This is a genomic window from Streptomyces sp. NP-1717, from assembly GCF_022695985.1.
Lineage (GTDB): Bacteria > Actinomycetota > Actinomycetes > Streptomycetales > Streptomycetaceae > Streptomyces.
The window spans coordinates 1-17,909 of the sequence record NZ_JAAPBF010000147.1 but is presented as its reverse complement, the minus strand read 5'-3'; the positions used below and the strand labels follow the sequence as shown (position 1 = coordinate 17,909).

Genomic DNA, 17,909 nt, shown 5'->3' with positions numbered 1-17,909 from the left:
GGTCGTGCCGTGGCCCCCACCTCCGTACGGAGGTGGGGGCCACGGCACGACCTGTGTGCTCGGCTCAGACCTTCCGGTAGCGCGCCATGCCGAACGAGAACATCCCGAAGAGGACCAGGCCCACCGCGACCAGCACCAGCAGCCACGGACCGGCGGGGGTGTCCGTGAACGAACGCAGCGTCGCGTCGAAGCCCTTCGCCTTGTCGGGCTCGTAGTCCACGGCCGCCTTGATCACGAACCAGCCCAGCGCCGCGAACAGCAGCCCGCGCGCCAGTCCGCCGCCGACCCCGGTCACGTCGATGTACCGCTTCGCCCCCCGGGACATCTGCCCGAGCTTGAGGTGCTTGTGGTACGACCGCCTCGCGGCCCGCACCCCGATCCACAGCCCGGCGCCCAGAATGCCGATACCGGCCGCGCCGACCAGCCACTGGCCCGCGGGCAGTTCCAGCGCCTTGGCCGTGACGTCCTGCGACTGCTGGTCGCCCGACGAGCCGCCCTTGTCGCCGGCGGCGAAGGTGAGGACCGAGTAGGCCACGAAGGCGTAGAAGAGGAAGCGCCCGGCCGACAGCAGCCGTGTGCTCGTCTTGTGGCCGTCGGGTCCCGAGGCCCCGAACAGCGCCTCGGACAGCCGCCACAGGCACATGCCGACGAGGCCGATCCCCAGCGCCCACAGGACGAACGAGCCCATGGGCTTCTCGCCGATCTCGGACAGCGCGCCGCCGCGGTCGGCCTGCTCGCCGCCGCCTCCGAAGGCGATCTGCAGCGCCAGCAGCCCGATCAGCAGATAGATGACGCCGCGCGCGGCGAAACCCCAGCGTGCCGCGACGTCCATCGCAGAACTGTTCGCCGCCTGACGGCCCTTGCTACGACCTCTGAGTGACATCGTCCGTGCGTTCATGTGGCTCCCTCCCCATCGCCCGTCGAGTGCCCCCGGCGCGGATGTGGAAACGGGGGAGGGGCTCGGCTCAGCTCCAGCCCGCCACGACGAGTGAGAGCCCGACGGCGAAGCCGGCACCCAGCAGGGCCACGTACGCGCCGTAGTGCCGGCGCAGACGGTGCAGCAGCAGACCGAGCGTTCCGAAGAACAGGCCCACCGTCAGGGTCCGCGAGCCGCGTGCCCGGGCGGACTCGGCGAGCCAGTCGCCCGCCGGCACGCCGGCGCGGCCCGCCTCGGCGGCATACACCTTGAACGGGACACCGTTCCACGGCTGGTGGCGCACGGCGGACGCCGACTCGACGGCCAGCTGGTGCCGTACCTCCGCGCGCATCCGGTCCGTCGTCAGCGGTGCGGGCAACTGATGCCCCGTGTTCGCCAGTTGGAGTGCCAGCAGTCCGCCCGCGAGGCTGCCGGCGAGCGCGGCGAGGGAGAGCCGCGGCGCCGCACGGGGGGCGGCCACACACGCGATGCCCAGCAGCAGTTCGGGCATCAGCGGCCAGCTCAGCGCCTCCGCGCAGGCCCAGGCGAAGGCGAGCGGCAGCCCCCAGCGGGACAGGGCCACCGCCGCCACCCGGCGCCGTACGGGGGAGTCGCGTGGCGCCTCCGGAGCCGTACCGCCGTGCAGAGCCGCGACCGCCGCCCGCGCGTCCTCCGCGGTGGCCGACGGTGGCAGCGGCTCGCCGATCCGCACCCGCACCGTCGACGACCTCAGCCGCCCGTGCTTGGGCAGCAGCCGGTCCGTGCCAGTGATGCCCACCGGTACGACCGGGACGCCCGCGCGCTCCGCGAGCACCAGGGCGCCGCGGTGGAAGGCGCCGACCGTGCCGTCCGCCCCGCGCGTGCCCTCGGGGAACAGGACGACCGCGCGCCCGGCCCGCAGCCCGTCCGTCATGGACATCAGGTCGTCCATGCCGCCGCCGGTGCGCCGTACCGGGAAACCAGCCGCCAGGATCCGGCAGACGCGCCGCCGCCACGGCGAGGCGAACCAGTAGTCCGCCGCCGCCCCGATGGCGGGACGGTGCCGGGCGTCGAGCGCCGCCAGGAGCGCGGCGGTGTCGGCGTGCGAGGAGTGGTTGGCCACAACCACGCACCCACGGGGCGGCAGTTGGCCCCGCCGCCGCACCCCGCCGGTGACGGTGAGGACGACCCACCACAGGGCGCGCCGCAGGACAGCGCCGAACCGCGAGGGCGCCAGGGCGGGCACCGGCGCCGGGCCGGGGCCGCCGGAGACGGCGCGCCGCCCCCGCCCCCGCCCACGGCCGAGCACCGGACCGCGCCGCCCGGCGCCACGGCGCCGCCGTGTCCCGCGCTCGCGGAGGTCACCGGGGCCGCCGGCCGCGAACGCCACAGCCGCCGCGCCCACGCCCCGACCTGGCTCCGCGCGCACGCCCGCGCGCCGTCGTCGGTGCCCGGCGGACGTCGGGCGGCGGCGTGGCCGCCGCGGCTTCGAACGCGCCCCGGCCCCCGTACGGGAAGCGGTACGTGCCGTCATGCCGTCACCACCATCGCGAGCAGGAGAGCCAGCAGCAGGGAGTCGATCCGGTCGAGCAGCCCGCCGAAGCCCGGCAGCCAACTGCCCGCGTCCTTCACGCCCGCCTCCCGCTTGACCATGGATTCGAGCAGATCGCCGAGTACGCAGCCGGCCAGCACGGCCGCCCACAGCAGCGGCGTGAAGGCCCCGACGGCGGCCAGCGCGAGCGCGGTCGCCGCCGCCGCGCCGAGGACACCCGCCCACGTCTTGCTGGGGGAGAGGGGCGACAGCGGGCGGGAGAGCGGGCCGCGCCGCCCCAGCGCCGTGCCGCCGCACCACGCCCCGATGTCGCCGAGCGCCACCGCCAGCCCGACCGCGACCGCCGTCTCCTGGAGCACCACAAGGCCGGTGAGCGGGAGGGGGATCCACAACAGGGCGAAGACGGTGCGCGCGGAGCGGGTGAAACCCCGCTCGTGGTCGCCGGCCAGCAGCGCCGGCAGCACCGCCGCCACGAGAAGCAGCGCCACCACCCTCAGGTCGACCGCCCGCGGGTCCACCGCGGCCGGCACCAGCCACGCCAGCGCCGGGAGTACGACGGCGGCCACCGCCAGTACGGCGTGCTCCGGACGCGGCAGCCCCGTCATCCGCGCGTACTCGCTCACCGCGGTCACCCCGAGCGCCGCGGCGAGCGCGAACGCGCCCCCGGCGCCCAGGAACAGCGTTCCGAGGAAGACCGGGGCGGCGATCGCCCACGTCCGCCACCGCTTGCGCAGCTCCGCCCGCACCTCGACCCGCGACGGCAGCGCCGCCACCGCGATCCCGCTCGCCCCGAGGGCGCCGGCGACGAGGGGAACGGCGCGCCCCACGGCCTCACCCGCGACCATGACGGCGCTCATGCGAGCTTCCTCCAGACCCAGCCGAACCGCACGAGCGCCGTGAGCGCCGAACCCACCGCGATCACGACGAGCACCGGCACCGCCCAGCCCGTCGCGGCGGCGATGACGACGAGCAGGCACCGTTCTGTCTTGCCGACCGGCCCCCCGTTACGGCGCGGCGCGCCCGCCGCCGCACCCGCGAGGGACACCCAGGACGGGAGCGTCGCCGCCAGAGCGGCCACCGCGACCAGCCACAGCGGCGCCAGCGCGACGAAGCCGGCCAGCACGACCAGGTCGGCCGCGCGGTCGCCGACCTCGTTGAGGACGGCGCCGCGCCGCGTCGTGCGCCCGGTGTCGCGGGCCAGCGCCCCGTCGAGGTTGGCGAAGGCCAGCCGGGCCGCGAGCAGGGCGGCGACGGGGAGCGCGGCGAGCGGTCCGGTGGGCAGCCACGCCACGGCGGCGGCCGCACCGGCCGCGCTGACGACCCCCGCCGCGGTCAGCGTGTCGGGCGACACCTCGCGACGGACGAGGGCGGCCCGGACTCCGGAGAGCCGGGACGCGTACCAGGGCTTAAGTGCGTAAAGGCCGTTCATGGGCCAACTGTCGCGGCAGGCACGTTTTTTCGACATGGAGCAACTACTCAACCGCGCACTGAGTACGTGCGCGGGCGCCCGGCCTGGAAGAGTGAGAAACATGTCAGACCCGCTGCGTACCGCCCATACCTTCGAGCTCGACCCGGCGACCCTCGGCGAGATCCGCGTCTTCCTGGACGACGCCTTCGACGGGGCCTTCAGTGAGGAGGACTGGACGCACGGGCTCGGCGGCGTCCATGTCCTCGTACGGGACACGACGGGCGCGCTCGTCGCCCACGGCAGCGTGATCCAGCGCCGGCTGACGCACGCGGGACGGTCGTACCGCGTGGGTTACGTCGAAGCGGTCGGCGTGCGCCCCGACCGGCGCGGCGACGGGCGCGGCGGCCGGGTCCTGGAGGTACTGGAGCGGGTGATCGCCCGGGCGTACGACGTGGGCGCGCTGTCCGCCTCCGACTCCGGCGCCCGCCTCTACCGCTCGCGCGGCTGGCACCTGTGGCAGGGCCGGGTCGAGGCGCTGAGCCCGGACGGGGTCGTACGGCTGCCGGAGGAGGAGGGGACGACGTATCTCTGGCCGGTGCCGGACCGCGAACTCCCCTCCGCCGACGAAGCGTTGATCTTCGACTGGCGCGACGGCGACGTGCTGTAGACGGCGGCCGGTCGAGCGGGCGGAGCGGCCCTTGAGTCGGTGTCCGTCTCAGATGGTAGGACGTCCGACTAACTGTGGAGACAGAACGGCTTCGCTCCCTTAGCTTTGTAGAAGCCGAACGATTCGCTCGACCCAGCGAACGGCGGACGTGAGCAGTCGCCCCCACACAGGCAACCCCTGTAGGCGTGCTCCCCGCCCAACCGGCGCCTCGCAGATGCCTCATACGGCTTCCCCCGGCCGTATGCCCAGCTGTCCAAGGAGTCGATCACCATGGCCGAGACGACCATCCGCCGCCGAGTCCGTCACACCCCCCGAGGCAGTGAGTCCGACCGCAAGAACGCGGCGGCGGCGCTCCAGCGTGCCCTCGACCGCAGGGACAACGGCGGCTCCACCGGCCACTGAGCCGGGGCCGCCCCACCGCCGGGCGCGGCGCCGTGACCGTGCGGCTCAACCGCGCCCCGGCGCCGCCCGGTGTGCCGCGTCGGCGGGCCTGCCTCCGGCGGGCCCGCGTCCGCGCGCAACACGCGTCGTCCGCATCGTGGACCGCGCGTGTCAGGCACTGGGACGCGCAGTAAGGTGCCCGTCATGTCTCGCAGCATCAATCTCGCAGTGATCCCCGGTGACGGCATCGGCCAGGAGGTCGTGGCCCAGGGCCTGAAGGTCCTCGGCTCCGTGCTCCCGCAGGATGTGAAGCTGGAGACCAAGGAGTACGACCTCGGCGCCCGGCGCTGGCACCGTACCGGGGAGACCCTCCCGGACTCGGAACTCGCCGCGCTCAAGGCGCACGACGCGATCCTCCTCGGTGCCATCGGCGACCCGTCCGTGCCGTCCGGGATCCTGGAACGGGGGCTGCTGCTGAAGCTGCGGTTCGCCTTCGACCACTACGTCAACCTGCGCCCGTCGAAGCTCTTCCCGAACCAGGCGACCCCGCTGGCCGGACGCCCGGACATCGACTTCGTCGTCGTACGCGAAGGCACCGAGGGCCCGTACACGGGCAACGGTGGTTCCCTGCGCACCGATACGCCCGCCGAGGTGGCCACCGAGGTCAGCCTCAATACGGCGTACGGCGTGGAGCGTGTCGTACGCGACGCGTACGAGCGCGCCGACTCCCGCCCCCGCAAGAAGCTGACGCTGGTCCACAAGAACAACGTCCTCGTCCACGCGGGCCACCTCTGGAAGAGGATCTTCGACCGGGTCGGCCAGGAGTACCCCGGTGTCTCCACCGACTATCTGCACGTCGACGCCGCGACGATCTTCTTCGTCACCCAGCCCGAGCGCTTCGACGTGATCGTCACCGACAACCTCTTCGGTGACATCCTCACCGACCTCGCCGCCGCCGTGACCGGCGGCATCGGCCTGGCCGCGTCCGCGAACATCAACCCCGACCGGGCGTTCCCGTCCATGTTCGAGCCCGTCCACGGCTCGGCGCCGGACATCGCGGGCCAGGGGAAGGCCGACCCCACGGCCACGATCCTCTCGGTCGCACTGCTGCTGCGGCACCTCGGCTTCGAGGCCGAGGCCGTCCGCGTCGAGGAGGCCGTCGCGGCCGACCTCGCGGAGCGCGGCGGTGCGCCCCGTACGACCGACGAGATCGGTGACGCGCTCGTCGTACGAGTAGCGGGCTGACCCGACGACTCCCACAGCCGCCGGGTCACAGCACCCGGCGGCTGTGCTTTGCGGCCACCGGGTGTCACCATCATCCGTAGGGCCGCATTCACCCCGTTTCATGCCCAGCGCCGCCGGACGCGATAATCGCTCCGGGCCGCGGCATGAGGGAAAGCTCGGACGTCCTAGTACCTGTAGCGGCGTGAGCGCGGTCCGTCACACACAACCGGTGAAGGACAAGAATTCATGACCACGCCCACGACACCGTTGCCCACGCTCGCGCTGAAGCCTTCGTCGAATCCGCTGTCCGACGCCAAGCGGGAGGCGATCCTGGCCGCCCCCGGCTTCGGCCGCCACTTCACCGACAACATGGTGACCATCAGGTGGACGGAGGGCCGGGGCTGGCACGACGCGCAGCTCGTCCCCTACGGCCCGCTCTCCCTCGACCCGGCCAACATGACGCTGCACTACGCGCAGGAGATCTTCGAGGGGCTCAAGGCCTACCGCCGCCCGGACGGCACCGTCGCCACCTTCCGGCCCGAGGCCAACGCCCGGCGCTTCCAGACCTCCGCCCGCCGGCTGGCGATGCCGGAGCTGCCCGTCGAGACGTTCATCGAGGCATGCGACGCGCTGGTCCGGCAGGACGAGGCGTGGGTCCCGCCGCACGGCGGTGAGGCGTCGCTGTATCTGCGGCCGTTCATGATCGCGGCCGAGGTCGGCCTCGGGGTGCGGCCCGCGAACGAGTACCTGTTCCTGGTCATCGCCTCCCCGGCCGGCGCGTACTTCCCCGGCGGCGTGAAGCCCGTCTCCATCTGGCTCTCCGAGAACCGGGTGCGCGCCGTTCCGGGCGGCATGGGCGACGCCAAGACCGGCGGCAACTACGCGGCGTCCCTCCTCGCGCAGGCCGAGGCCGCGGCGGAGGGCTGCGACCAGGTCGCCTACCTGGACGCCGTCGAGCACAAGTGGGTCGAGGAACTGGGCGGGATGAACCTGTACTTCGTGTACGGGGACAAGATCGTCACTCCCGAACTCACCGGCTCGCTGCTGGCCGGAATCACCCGTGACTCGCTGCTGAGACTGGCCGGCGACCTCGGCTACACCTCGCAGGAGCGCCGGATCTCCGTCGACGAGTGGCGCCGCGACACGGAGAACGGCACCCTCACCGAGGTCTTCGCGTGCGGCACGGCCGCCGTCATCACCCCGGTCGGGCTCGTCAGGTCGGCGAGCGGCGAGTGGACGCACTCGGGCGGGGAGTCCGGCGCCGTCACGTCGAAGCTGCGCGAGGCCCTGCTGGACATCCAGACGGGCCGGGCCGACGACGCCCACGGGTGGATGCACCAGGTGGGCTGACGCGGAGCCCGTGGCTTCACCGGCGAGCGGTGCGGAACCCCTCCTCACGAGGAGGGGTTCCGCACCGGTGCCCGGTCCGCTCCGTGCGCACCGCCGTGCCGGGATTCGCTGTGTGACCCACCGACAACCCCGTGTGCCCGCATCAGGTACAACGGACGGGTGACACCCACCGCGCGCCGCCGCAACGCCGCCCCGCCCCGCGAGGCCGTGCTCGCCGCCGCCATGGACACCATCGCCGGGGGCGGGCTCGACGGGCTCACCATGGCGGGGCTCGGACGTGACGTCGGGATGAGCAGCGGGCACCTCCTCTACTACTTCCGTACGAAGGACGAGCTGCTGCTCCAGACCCTGGAGTGGAGCGAGACACGGCGCGGCGCCGAGCGCCGGGGGTTGCTGTCCGGGCAGGCGACGGTGCGGGAGCGGCTGGACGCGTACGTCGACCTGTACGTCCCCGCGGGCCACCGCGATCCGCACTGGACGCTCTGGCTGGAGGTCTGGAACCGTTCGCAGGACGCCGAGGGCGACGCCCGCGCCCGGCAGGCGGCGATCGAGCGGGCCTGGCACCGGGACCTGGTCGCCCTGCTCGCCGAGGGGATCTCGCACGGCGAGCTGCGGGCGGTCGACCCCGACAGATTCGCCGCCCGACTCCGCGCCCTGCTCGACGGCTTCAGCGTCCATGTGGTGGTCGGCATACCGGGCACAGGCAGAGCCCAAGTCCTGCGACATGTTCGCGAGTTCATCGAGGACTCGCTGCTCTGAGCCCGGTACGGGGCCGCCCCGCCGCCGCTGTCCCAGCACACCACCGCCCACAGGACACACCCGCACCGCCCGCATCGTGAGACGGGGCTTCCACCAGGGGACAAACGTGCCAGAATGCTGACGTGTTCTCGTTCGCCATGATTATGGGCAGCAGGCGCGCCGGTCCGCAGTGACCGCTCCGTACCACCACGTACGCGGCGGCCATCGTGCCCCAGACCCGCGCGCAGACCTCTCGCACCCGCGAGGGGTTTTTTCGTTTTCCGGCCCCACCCCGGCCGAAACGGGAGCACGCGAAGACGGTGGCAGTGGAGCCAGACCCTCCCTCACTCAACAGGAGTCACAGAGTCATGACCACAGAGCCAACGGTCACCGACGACAGTTTCCATGTCTTCGACACCACGCTGCGCGACGGAGCCCAGCGCGAGGGCATCAATCTGACGGTCGCCGACAAGCTGACCATCGCGCGGCACCTGGACGACTTCGGGGTGGGGTTCGTCGAGGGCGGCTGGCCGGGCGCCAACCCGCGGGACACCGAGTTCTTCGCCCGTGCCCGCAGCGAGATCGACTTCAAGCACGCCAAGCTCGTCGCCTTCGGCGCCACACGCCGCCCCGGTGCCCACGCCGCGGACGACCCGCAGGTCAGGGCTCTGCTGGAGTCCGGCGCCCCGGTGATCACGCTGGTCGCCAAATCGCACGACCGGCACGTCGAGCTCGCGCTCCGCACGACGCTCGAAGAGAACCTGGCGATGGTCGCGGACACCGTCTCCCACCTGCGTGAACAGGGCAGACGCGTCTTCGTCGACTGCGAGCACTTCTTCGACGGTTACCGCGCGAACCCCGAGTACGCCAAGGCCGTCGTCAGGGCCGCCTCCGAGGCCGGCGCGGACGTCGTCATCCTCTGCGACACCAACGGCGGCATGCTGCCCGCCCAGATCCAGGCCGTGGTCGCCACCGTGCTCGCCGACACCGGCGCCCGGCTCGGCATCCACGCCCAGGACGACACCGGCTGCGCCGTCGCCAACACCCTCGCCGCCGTCGACGCGGGCGCCACGCACGTGCAGTGCACCGCCAACGGTTACGGCGAACGCGTCGGCAACGCGAACCTCTTCCCCGTCGTCGCCGCGCTGGAGCTGAAGTACGGCAAGCGGGTCCTGCCCCCGGGCGCCCTGTCCGAGATGACCAGGATCTCGCACGCCATCGCCGAGGTCGTCAATCTGACGCCCTCCACCCACCAGCCGTACGTCGGCGTCTCCGCCTTCGCGCACAAGGCCGGACTGCACGCCTCCGCGATCAAGGTCGATCCCGACCTCTACCAGCACATCGACCCCGTACAGGTCGGCAACACCATGCGGATGCTCGTCTCCGACATGGCCGGGCGCGCCTCGATCGAGCTCAAGGGCAGGGAACTGGGCATCGACCTCGGCGACGACCGCGATCTGGTCGGCCGCGTCGTCGGCCGGGTGAAGGAGCGCGAGCTCAAGGGCTACACGTACGAGGCGGCCGACGCCTCTTTCGAGCTGCTGCTGCGTGAGGAGGCCGAGGGCAGGGCGCGGCGCTACTTCCGTACGGAGTCGTGGCGCGCGATCGTCGAGGACCGCCCGGACGGCTCGCACGCCAACGAGGCGACTGTGAAGCTGTGGGCCAAGGGCGAGCGCATCGTCGCCACCGCGGAGGGCAACGGCCCGGTCAACGCGCTGGACCGGGCCATGCGGGTCGGCCTGGAGCGCATCTACCCCCAGCTGGCGAAGCTGGAGTTGGTGGACTACAAGGTCCGCATCCTGGAAGGCAAGCACGGCACGGAGTCGACGACCCGCGTCCTCATCACCACGGGGGACGGCACGGCGGAGTGGTCGACGGTGGGCGTCGGGGAGAACGTGATCGCCGCGTCGTGGCAGGCCCTGGAGGACGCGTACACCTACGGGCTGCTGCGGGCGGGGGTCGAACCGGCCGAGTAGGGCGACCGGCCCACGTACCGCCCACAGGGTGTCGGCGACCGCCCGGCCACCGGCACCCCCTCCGCAGCCCCCGGTCAAGCCCGGCCCCGCGACTTCCGGTTGGCCGCCCCCGTGCGGCTGAGCCCCGGAACCATTGCAGCCGTACAGCCGCGCCTTCGCTCCGTTCACGGGGCGAGCATGAACTCCGATGTGAACTCCGGTCAAGGGATTGAACATTCAGAACCTGAACGCATAACCCCCGCTGGATCCCCAGGAGTCGCCTCCCGCGTAATTTCGGTGTGAAGTCTTGACGGCGTTGGTCTGGACCGGTTAACTCACCGCTCAAATTGGAACCGGTTCCGGTACCGGTACCGGAACCGGTTCCACCCAACGATTCGAGGCCCTCCGATGCGCGTCACCATTGCGGATGTGGCCCGCGCGGCCGGCGTCAGCAAGACGACCGTGTCCCGGGTCATCAACACCAAGGGCGAGGTCGACGGCAGAACGGCCGCGCGGGTCCGTGACGTGATCGCATCTCTTGGATACGTGCCCAGTTCGGGCGCCGTCGGACTGGCCCGCGGCAACAGCCGTACGGTCGGGATGCTGGTGCCCTCGCTGACCTGGGCGTGGATGGGCGAGGTCCTTCAGGGCGTCGTGGACACGGTGGAGGCGGCGGGTTACGGCCTGCTGCTGTTCACCTTCAACCGCGGCGCGGACTCGGTGGAACGCTTCACGACCCAGGTCTCCGCGCGGGCCTTCGACGGACTGCTCGTCGTCGAACCCGAGAACACGCTCGACAAGATCATCGCCCTGAGCCACAAGGGTCTGCCGGTCGTGCTCATCGACGATCGCGGCAGCCACCCCGACGAATTCCCCTCCGTCGTGACCACCAATCACGAAGGAGGTGCGTCCGCCGCCCGCCATCTGCTGGCCGACGGACGCAGCAGACCCCTGGTCATCACGGGGCCGGAGCGATTCGGCTGCGTACGTGACCGGCTCGGCGGTTTCCGCGAGATCCTCCCGACCGACCTGGTCGCCGTGGGGGACTTCACGGAGCTGTCCGGGCGCCTCGCCGTCGAACGACTCCTCGCCGCCGGCACCCCGTTCGACTCCGTCTTCGCGCACAACGACATCAGCGCCGCGGGGGCGCTGAGAGCGCTGCGCGCGGCGGGACGGTCGGTGCCGGACGACATCGCCGTGGTCGGTTTCGACGACATCCCGATGGCCCGGCACACCGAACCGCCCCTGACCACCGTCCGCCAGCCCACCCGGCGGATGGGGGAGACGGCGGCGCGGATGCTGCTCGGGCATCTGGGAGGGACGACCGCGCCGGACGAACCGGTCGTTCTGCCCACCGAGTTGGTCGTACGGCAGTCGGCGCCACTGGCGGGGGCGAGATCCGGGGGCAACTCCGGTGCAGTCGCCGGGAGTTCCCCGGACACGCTCTCCATCGGCTCCGTACCCGCCTGACCCGCGCCACCCGTGTGACACGGACGTCCGTACGCACCACCAGCGACACGGTCGGCACAGCACAACAGGGCACAGCACAGCCGCAACGCCGCACAGCCGCAACGCCGTACCGGTGCACAGCTCTCACCGTGCACACGCGCAACGCCGCACAGCCGCAACGCCGCACAGTCCCGACCAGGCACACCCGCAGTCCCGCAGTCCCGCAATTCGGCAGTCCCGTACACCCGTACACCCGTACACGGCACCTGGTACCCGCACCAGAACCCGGTCCCAGGACCACAGCCCCACGGCCCGCCGTCCCACAGAGCCGCACCCTTTCTGGAGTCGCCATGTCCGCACACCGCAAGCTCCGGGCGCTGGCCGCCGCCACCGTCGTGGCCGCGCTCGCCGCCGGATGTTCCTCGGCCAACTCGGATGCCAACCGGTCATCAGGCGGCGCCTCCGGCGTCCTCACCATCGGTATGCCGAACGGCCCGCAGACCAACAACAGCAACCCGTTCCTCGGCACTTCCGCCGGTGCGTCGCTCGGCTACCGCTACATGATCTACGAGCCCCTGGTGATGACGAACCTGGTGCGCCCCAGCGAGAAGGGCGAGCCCTGGCTGGCGAGCGAGTGGAAGTGGGAGGAGAACTTCACCAAGGTCACTTTCACCATCGACGAGCGGGCCAAGTGGTCGGACGGCAAGAAGCTGACCGCCGAGGACGTGGCGTTCACCTTCGGTCTCATCAAGAAGTTCCCGGCGCTCAACGGCAACGGCGTGCCCTACGACGGCATAACCGTCGAGGGCGGCAAGGTCGTCCTCACCTTCAAGGACTCGCAGTTCGTCAACCAGAACAAGATCACCACGACGTTCGTGGTGCCGAAGCACATCTGGGAGAAGGTCAAGGACCCGGCGACCTGGCCCAACCGCGAGCCGCTCGGCTCGGGGCCGTACAAGCTCAAGACGTTCACGCCGCAGACCACGACGCTCGACACCACGTCCTCCTACTGGAAGGGCAAGACGCAGGTGAAGGAGCTCCGCTTCACCTCGTACAACGACAACAGCGCGCAGACCACCGCACTCGCCAACGGCAAGGCCGAGTGGTCGTTCGTGTTCATGCCGAACTACAAGCAGCTGTACGTCGCCAAGGACCCCAAGAACAACAAGCTCTGGTTCCCTTCCGGACTCGGCATCCACGGCCTGTGGTTCAACACCACCAAGGGCCCGCTCGGTGACCCGGCGCTCCGCAAGGCGATGGCCATGGTGGTCGACCGCAAGGCCATCCACATCCAGGCGCAGGCCACGCTCTACCCGGAGATCACCAACCCGACCGGCATCCCGCTGCCCGCCGGTGAGTCCTTCCTCGCCCCCGAGTACAAGGGCGTGACGATCAAGCCCGACGTCGCCGGGGCCAAGAAGGTCCTGGACGAGGCCGGATACAAGCTCGACGGCGGCGTCCTGAAGGACCCGGACGGCAAGGCCGTGAAGCTGACCTTCACCGACCCCGCCGGCTGGAACGACTACATCACGGGCCTGTCCATCATCAAGGACAACATCAAGCCCCTGGGCATCGAGGCGAAGGTCAAGACGCAGACCGCCGAGGCGTGGACCGCCGACGTCGGCAACGGCAACTTCGACGCCACCCTGCACTGGACCAACTCCGGTGCCACGCCGTACGACATGTACCAGAACATCATGGACGGCGCGCTGCTCCAGCCCATCGGCAAGAACGCGCCGCTCGGCAACTTCGGCCGCTTCGACAGCCCCGAGGCGACCAAGGCGCTGAAGGAGTACGCCAACGCGACGGAGGACTCCGCGCGCACCACGGCCCTGAACACCATCCAGAAGATCATGGTCGACGAGGTCCCGATGATCCCGACGGCCGCGGCGCCCATCGGGGCGGAGTACTCCACGAAGAACTGGGTGGGCTGGCCGACCGAGGCCGACCCGTACGCCCCGCCGCAGCCGACCCAGCCCAACGCGCTGGACGTCGTACTGCACCTCAAGCCCGCGAAGTAACGAGGCCGGCCGATGACCAACCACGACCGAGACCCCGCCGAGAACCCCTCCACCCACGACGACATCGTGCTCGAAGCGCGCGGCGTCACCAAGCACTTCCCCGTCAGACGGACCGTCGGCGACCTCGTCGGCCGCCGGCGCCGTACGGTCCACGCCGTCGACGACGTCTCGCTGCGCCTGCGGCGCGGCAGTGTCACGGCACTGGTCGGTGAGTCGGGGTCGGGCAAGTCGACGGTGGCCCGGCTGCTGTCACAGCTGTATCCGCTCACCGAGGGCGAGATACGGCTCGGCGGCACCCCGGTCAAGGCTGGTCGCGGCCGGTCCTTCCGGGCGTACGTGAAACAGGTCCAGCTGATCTTCCAGGACCCGTTCGCCTCGCTCAATCCCGTGCACACGGTGCGCTACCACCTCACCCGCTCGCTGAAGATCCACGGCAAGCAGGCCACCGAGGCGGAGGCGTGCGAACTGCTGGAACGCGTCCAACTGCTGCCACCTCTTCAGTACTTGGACAAGTTCCCGCACGAGCTGTCCGGCGGCCAGCGCCAGCGCGTCGCCATCGCGCGGGCGCTGGGTGCCGACCCCAAGGTGCTCCTCGCGGACGAGCCGGTCTCGATGCTCGACGTCTCGATCCGGCTCGGCGTACTCAACCTGCTGCGTGACCTCAAGGAGCGCCTGCACCTGGCGATCCTCTACATCACGCACGACATCGCGTCCGCGAGGTACTTCGCGGACACGACCCTGGTGATGTACGCCGGCCGGATCGTGGAGGGCGGCGACAGCGAGACCGTCACCCAGCAACCCGCGCACCCTTATACCCAGTTGCTGATCGCCTCGGCCCCCGACCCCGACCGGATCGCGGACGAGGAGGCCCAGGAGGAGACCGGAAGCGGCGAGCCCCCCTCACTCATCTCCCCGCCGGGGGGCTGCCGCTTCCACCCCCGCTGCCCCAAGGCCATGGAGCGCTGCCGCACCGAACTGCCGCCGCGCTTCGCGCTCGACGACGGCCAGTGGGCGGCGTGCTGGCTGTACGAGGACCGCCCCGTCACCACGGCCGTCCCCGGCGCCCCCGCGAACGGCGACGGCGCCACCGGCACCACGGGCTCCGGGCCCGCCACGAGCACGACGGAGGTGGCGGCGAAGTGAAGTTCGTCCTCCAGAGGATCCTCTTCTACGCCGTCACGGCGTGGGCGGCGATCACCATCAACTTCCTGATCCCGCGGCTGATGCCCGGCGATCCGGTCCAGGCGCTGATCGCCCGGTTCCAGGGCCAGCTCGACACCAGCGCGATCGCCTCGCTCAAGGCCCTCTTCGGCCTCGACAAGCAACGCTCGCTCTGGCAGCAGTACACCGACTACTGGGGCCAGCTCTTCCAGGGCGACCTCGGGCTCTCCTTCACCTTCTTCCCGACGCCCGTCAGCGAGGTCATCTCGCAGTCGCTGCCCTGGACGCTGGTACTGGTCGGCCTCACCACCCTGATCAGCTTTCTGCTCGGCACCGGGATCGGCGTCTACAGCGGCTGGCGGCGCGGTTCCTGGATGGACAGCCTGCTGCCCGTCACGACGTTCATCTCCTCGATCCCGTACTTCTGGCTCGGGCTCATCGCCATCGCCCTGTTCGCCGTGAAGTGGCCGCTCTTCCCGGCCGCCGGCGGCTACGACAGCTCACTGGTGCCCGCGTTCGACGTGCCGTTCATCTCCAGCGCGCTCTACCACGGCTTCCTGCCGGGCATCACGATCATCCTCAGCGCCATCGCCGGCTGGATCCTCGGCATGCGCAACATGATGGTGACCGTCTCGTCCGAGGACTACGTGATGGTCGCGCAGGCCAAGGGACTCTCCGAGCGCCGCGTGATGTTCTCGTACGCCGCGCGCAACGCGATCCTCCCCAACATCTCCGGCTTCGCGCTCTCCCTGGGCTTCATCGTCGGCGGCACCCTGCTGGTGGAGATGGTCTTCTCCTATCCGGGCATCGGCTACCAGCTCTTCCAGGCCGTCGGCGCCAAGGACTATCCGCTGATGCAGGGCGTCTTCCTGATCATCACGCTGTCCGTGCTCGCGGCGAACCTGCTCGCGGACCTGGTCTATCTGTTCCTCGACCCGCGCACCCGGAAGGAGGCCTGAGCCATGTCCATCCCCGCAACAGAGGTCGCCGTACTCGACGCGGCTCCGGCGCCGACACCCTCCAAACGAGCCAGGCTGCGCTTCCTGCGCGGAGGCAAGACCCTCACCGGGATCTCGATCCTGGGATTCTTCGCCCTGCTCGCGGTCATCGGCCCGTGGATCGCCCCGTACGACCCCGACATGATGAGCGACCAGCTGCTCCAGCCGCCGTCGGGCGACCACTGGTTCGGTACCACGCAGACCGGTCAGGACGTGCTGTCGCAGATCCTCGTCGGCACCCGGGGCGTGCTCCTGGTGGGCTTCGTCGCCGGATTCTTCGCGACGGTCCTGTCCGTGCTGATCGGCGTCACCTCCGGATTCCTCGGCGGCGTCATGGACGAGATCCTCTCCGCGCTGTCCAACATCTTCCTCGTCATCCCGGCGCTGCCGCTGATCATCATCATCGCCAGCTTCGTCTCCGACGCGGGCGACCTGCTCATCGCCGTCGTGATCGCCTTCACGTCGTGGGCCTGGGGCGCGCGGGTGCTGCGCGCCCAGACGCTCTCGCTGCGCAAGCGGGACTACGTCGAGGCGGCGCGGGCGACCGGAGAACCCACCTGGCGGATCATCGGCTTCGAGATCATGCCGAACCTCACCGCCGTGATCGCGTCAGGCTTCGTCGGCACCGTCATCTTCGCCGTCCTGCTGGAGATCACCCTCGCCTTCATCGGCGTCGCCGACATCTCCAACTGGAACTGGGGCACCGTCCTGTTCTGGGCGCAGTCCAACCAGGCGCTCGCGCAGGGCGCGTGGTGGTGGTTCGTCCCCGCCGGGCTCTGCATCGCACTCCTCGGCACCGCGCTCGCGCTGATCAACTTCGGTATCGACGAGTTCGTGAACCCGCGGCTGCGCACCGAGACCGGCGCCTCGCGGAAGATCCGGATGCGGGTCGGCTTCACGCCGGTGGCGCGCACGGACCGTACGAACGGGGCCGGCGGGGCGAACGGGGCGCGGGCCGGCGGCGTCGCGAAGAGCGGCGCGAACGGCAGCGGCCCCGCCAAGGCCGCCCCGCCCGAACGCACCCCCGCACGGACGCCCGACCGCACGCCCGACAAGGAGCCCCGCGCATGACGACCGGTCGCCCCGTCCTGACCATCAGCGGCCTCAATGTCGATTACGGCACCGGCCCCGGCGCGGTCCACGCGCTGCGCGACATCGACCTGACCCTGCACCGCGGCGAGGTCCTCGGCCTCGCCGGCGAGTCGGGCTCCGGCAAGTCCACTCTCGCCTACGCTGTGACCCGGCTGCTCTCGCCGCCCGGGGTGATCACCGGCGGCGACGTCCACTACCGGCCGCCGGGGGACGACGCGGCCCCGGTGGACCTGCTGGCCCTCACGCCGCAGCAGTTGCGCGCCTTCCGCTGGCAGGAGCTGTCGATCGTCTTCCAGGGCGCGATGAACTCCCTCAACCCCGTGCACACGGTGCACAGCCAGCTCACCGACGTCCTCAAGGCGCACCGCCCGGAGCTGAGGTCGGCCGAACGCACCGCGCGCGCCGAGGAGTTGCTGACCCTGGTCGGTATCTCCCGCGACCGGCTCGGCGCGTTCCCGCACCAGCTCTCGGGCGGGATGCGCCAGCGCGTGATGATCGCGATGGCGCTCGCACTGGAGCCCGAGATCGTCATCATGGACGAACCGACCACCGCACTCGACGTGGTGATGCAGCGCCAGATCCTGCGCAAGCTCGTCGCACTCCGCGAGGAGCTGGGCTTCTCGGTCGTCTTCATCACCCACGACATCTCGCTGCTGATCGAGTTCTCGGACCGCATCGCGATCATGTACGGCGGCCGGATCGTCGAGGAGGCGGGCGCCGCCGAGATCTACCGCGACCCACGCCACCCGTACAGCGACGGACTGCTCCACTCCTTCCCCGCGCTGCACGGCCCCCGCAGGGAGCTGACCGGCATCCCCGGCTCACCGCCGCACCTGACGGCGATGCCGACGGGCTGCGCCTTCCACCCGCGCTGCGGCAAGGCGTTCGACCCGTGCTCCGAGCACGTACCGGCGCTGTCCGCGCCGGACACCGCCCCGGACGGCGCGCCCGAACGCACCGTGGCGTGCTGGCTCCACCAGTCCCCGCCCGCCGGCTCCGCCGCGGAACCCCCGGCCGC

15 protein-coding genes and 1 pseudogene are annotated in these 17,909 nt (G+C 71.1%); 12 read left to right on the top strand and 4 right to left on the bottom strand.

Annotated elements, in window-relative coordinates; translation table 11 throughout:
- Positions 1 to 64: 64 nt before the first annotated feature.
- The 4 genes from GXP76_RS24680 to GXP76_RS24665 form a co-directional block, all read right to left on the bottom strand.
- Positions 65 to 898 (bottom strand): DUF1206 domain-containing protein, encoded by an 834-nt coding sequence (locus GXP76_RS24680; RefSeq protein WP_242573783.1) that lies wholly within the window; start codon positions 896 to 898, stop codon positions 65 to 67.
- Between the two features lie 67 nt (positions 899 to 965).
- Positions 966 to 2,141, bottom strand: coding sequence for a lysophospholipid acyltransferase family protein (locus GXP76_RS24675; protein ID WP_308354206.1), 1,176 nt, complete (start codon positions 2,139 to 2,141; stop codon positions 966 to 968).
- 284 nt (positions 2,142 to 2,425) lie between these two features.
- The gene (locus tag GXP76_RS24670; protein ID WP_242573781.1) at positions 2,426 to 3,304 is read right to left on the bottom strand and encodes a phosphatidate cytidylyltransferase; all 879 of its coding nucleotides are present in this window, start codon (positions 3,302 to 3,304) and stop codon (positions 2,426 to 2,428) included.
- Positions 3,301 to 3,876 (bottom strand): CDP-alcohol phosphatidyltransferase family protein, encoded by a 576-nt coding sequence (locus GXP76_RS24665; RefSeq protein WP_242573780.1) that lies wholly within the window; start codon positions 3,874 to 3,876, stop codon positions 3,301 to 3,303. Before GXP76_RS24665 ends, GXP76_RS24670 begins: the two co-directional genes overlap by 4 nt.
- A 100-nt stretch (positions 3,877 to 3,976) precedes the next feature.
- Between GXP76_RS24665 and GXP76_RS24660 the strand changes: the two genes are divergently transcribed.
- From GXP76_RS24660 to GXP76_RS24610, 12 genes and pseudogenes are all read left to right on the top strand, one after another.
- Positions 3,977 to 4,522, top strand: a complete 546-nt coding sequence (locus GXP76_RS24660) for a GNAT family N-acetyltransferase (protein ID WP_242573779.1) — start codon at positions 3,977 to 3,979, stop codon at positions 4,520 to 4,522.
- Between the two features lie 270 nt (positions 4,523 to 4,792).
- Entirely contained in the window at positions 4,793 to 4,924 is a 132-nt protein-coding gene (locus GXP76_RS35700; RefSeq protein ID WP_277993771.1) for a hypothetical protein, read from the top strand.
- A 183-nt stretch (positions 4,925 to 5,107) separates the two neighbouring features.
- Positions 5,108 to 6,148, top strand: a complete 1,041-nt coding sequence (locus GXP76_RS24655) for a 3-isopropylmalate dehydrogenase (RefSeq protein WP_242573778.1) — start codon at positions 5,108 to 5,110, stop codon at positions 6,146 to 6,148.
- Positions 6,149 to 6,373: 225 nt separating this feature from the next.
- Positions 6,374 to 7,477 carry a branched-chain amino acid aminotransferase gene (locus GXP76_RS24650; protein WP_242573777.1) on the top strand — a complete coding sequence of 368 codons (1,104 nt, stop codon included), beginning with the start codon at positions 6,374 to 6,376 and terminating at the stop codon, positions 7,475 to 7,477.
- 159 nt (positions 7,478 to 7,636) lie between these two features.
- On the top strand, positions 7,637 to 8,236 hold the full coding sequence (locus GXP76_RS24645; RefSeq protein ID WP_242573776.1) for a TetR/AcrR family transcriptional regulator: 600 nt from the start codon (positions 7,637 to 7,639) through the stop codon (positions 8,234 to 8,236).
- 347 nt (positions 8,237 to 8,583) lie between these two features.
- Positions 8,584 to 10,191: a citramalate synthase gene (gene cimA / locus GXP76_RS24640; RefSeq protein WP_242573775.1), complete on the top strand. Its 1,608-nt coding sequence runs from the start codon at positions 8,584 to 8,586 to the stop codon at positions 10,189 to 10,191.
- Between the two features lie 387 nt (positions 10,192 to 10,578).
- A pseudogene (locus tag GXP76_RS24635) lies at positions 10,579 to 11,553 on the top strand (LacI family DNA-binding transcriptional regulator); the annotation flags it as partial.
- A 416-nt stretch (positions 11,554 to 11,969) separates the two neighbouring features.
- Entirely contained in the window at positions 11,970 to 13,640 is a 1,671-nt protein-coding gene (locus GXP76_RS24630; protein WP_242573774.1) for an ABC transporter substrate-binding protein, read from the top strand.
- Between the two features lie 12 nt (positions 13,641 to 13,652).
- Complete coding sequence (locus GXP76_RS24625; RefSeq protein WP_242573773.1) at positions 13,653 to 14,783, top strand: ABC transporter ATP-binding protein; 1,131 nt, start codon at positions 13,653 to 13,655, stop codon at positions 14,781 to 14,783.
- Entirely contained in the window at positions 14,780 to 15,760 is a 981-nt protein-coding gene (locus tag GXP76_RS24620; RefSeq protein WP_242573772.1) for an ABC transporter permease, read from the top strand. The genes GXP76_RS24625 and GXP76_RS24620 overlap by 4 nt, the downstream gene beginning before the upstream one ends.
- Before the next feature lie 3 nt (positions 15,761 to 15,763).
- Entirely contained in the window at positions 15,764 to 16,870 is a 1,107-nt protein-coding gene (locus tag GXP76_RS24615; protein ID WP_242573771.1) for an ABC transporter permease, read from the top strand.
- Positions 16,867 to 17,909: ABC transporter ATP-binding protein (locus tag GXP76_RS24610; protein WP_242573770.1), on the top strand; the 1,043-nt coding region annotated here is incomplete at its 3' end. The genes GXP76_RS24615 and GXP76_RS24610, both read left to right, overlap by 4 nt.

Coding starts and splice junctions, on each gene's coding strand:
- GXP76_RS24625 (WP_242573773.1), top strand. CDS start 13,653: ATGACCAACCACGACCGAGACCCCGCCGAGAACCCCTCCACCCACGAC.
- cimA (WP_242573775.1), top strand. CDS start 8,584: ATGACCACAGAGCCAACGGTCACCGACGACAGTTTCCATGTCTTCGAC.
- GXP76_RS35700 (WP_277993771.1), top strand. CDS start 4,793: ATGGCCGAGACGACCATCCGCCGCCGAGTCCGTCACACCCCCCGAGGC.
- GXP76_RS24650 (WP_242573777.1), top strand. CDS start 6,374: ATGACCACGCCCACGACACCGTTGCCCACGCTCGCGCTGAAGCCTTCG.
- GXP76_RS24630 (WP_242573774.1), top strand. CDS start 11,970: ATGTCCGCACACCGCAAGCTCCGGGCGCTGGCCGCCGCCACCGTCGTG.
- GXP76_RS24670 (WP_242573781.1), bottom strand. CDS start 3,304: ATGAGCGCCGTCATGGTCGCGGGTGAGGCCGTGGGGCGCGCCGTTCCC.
- GXP76_RS24665 (WP_242573780.1), bottom strand. CDS start 3,876: ATGAACGGCCTTTACGCACTTAAGCCCTGGTACGCGTCCCGGCTCTCC.
- GXP76_RS24660 (WP_242573779.1), top strand. CDS start 3,977: ATGTCAGACCCGCTGCGTACCGCCCATACCTTCGAGCTCGACCCGGCG.
- GXP76_RS24655 (WP_242573778.1), top strand. CDS start 5,108: ATGTCTCGCAGCATCAATCTCGCAGTGATCCCCGGTGACGGCATCGGC.
- GXP76_RS24680 (WP_242573783.1), bottom strand. CDS start 898: ATGAACGCACGGACGATGTCACTCAGAGGTCGTAGCAAGGGCCGTCAG.
- GXP76_RS24615 (WP_242573771.1), top strand. CDS start 15,764: ATGTCCATCCCCGCAACAGAGGTCGCCGTACTCGACGCGGCTCCGGCG.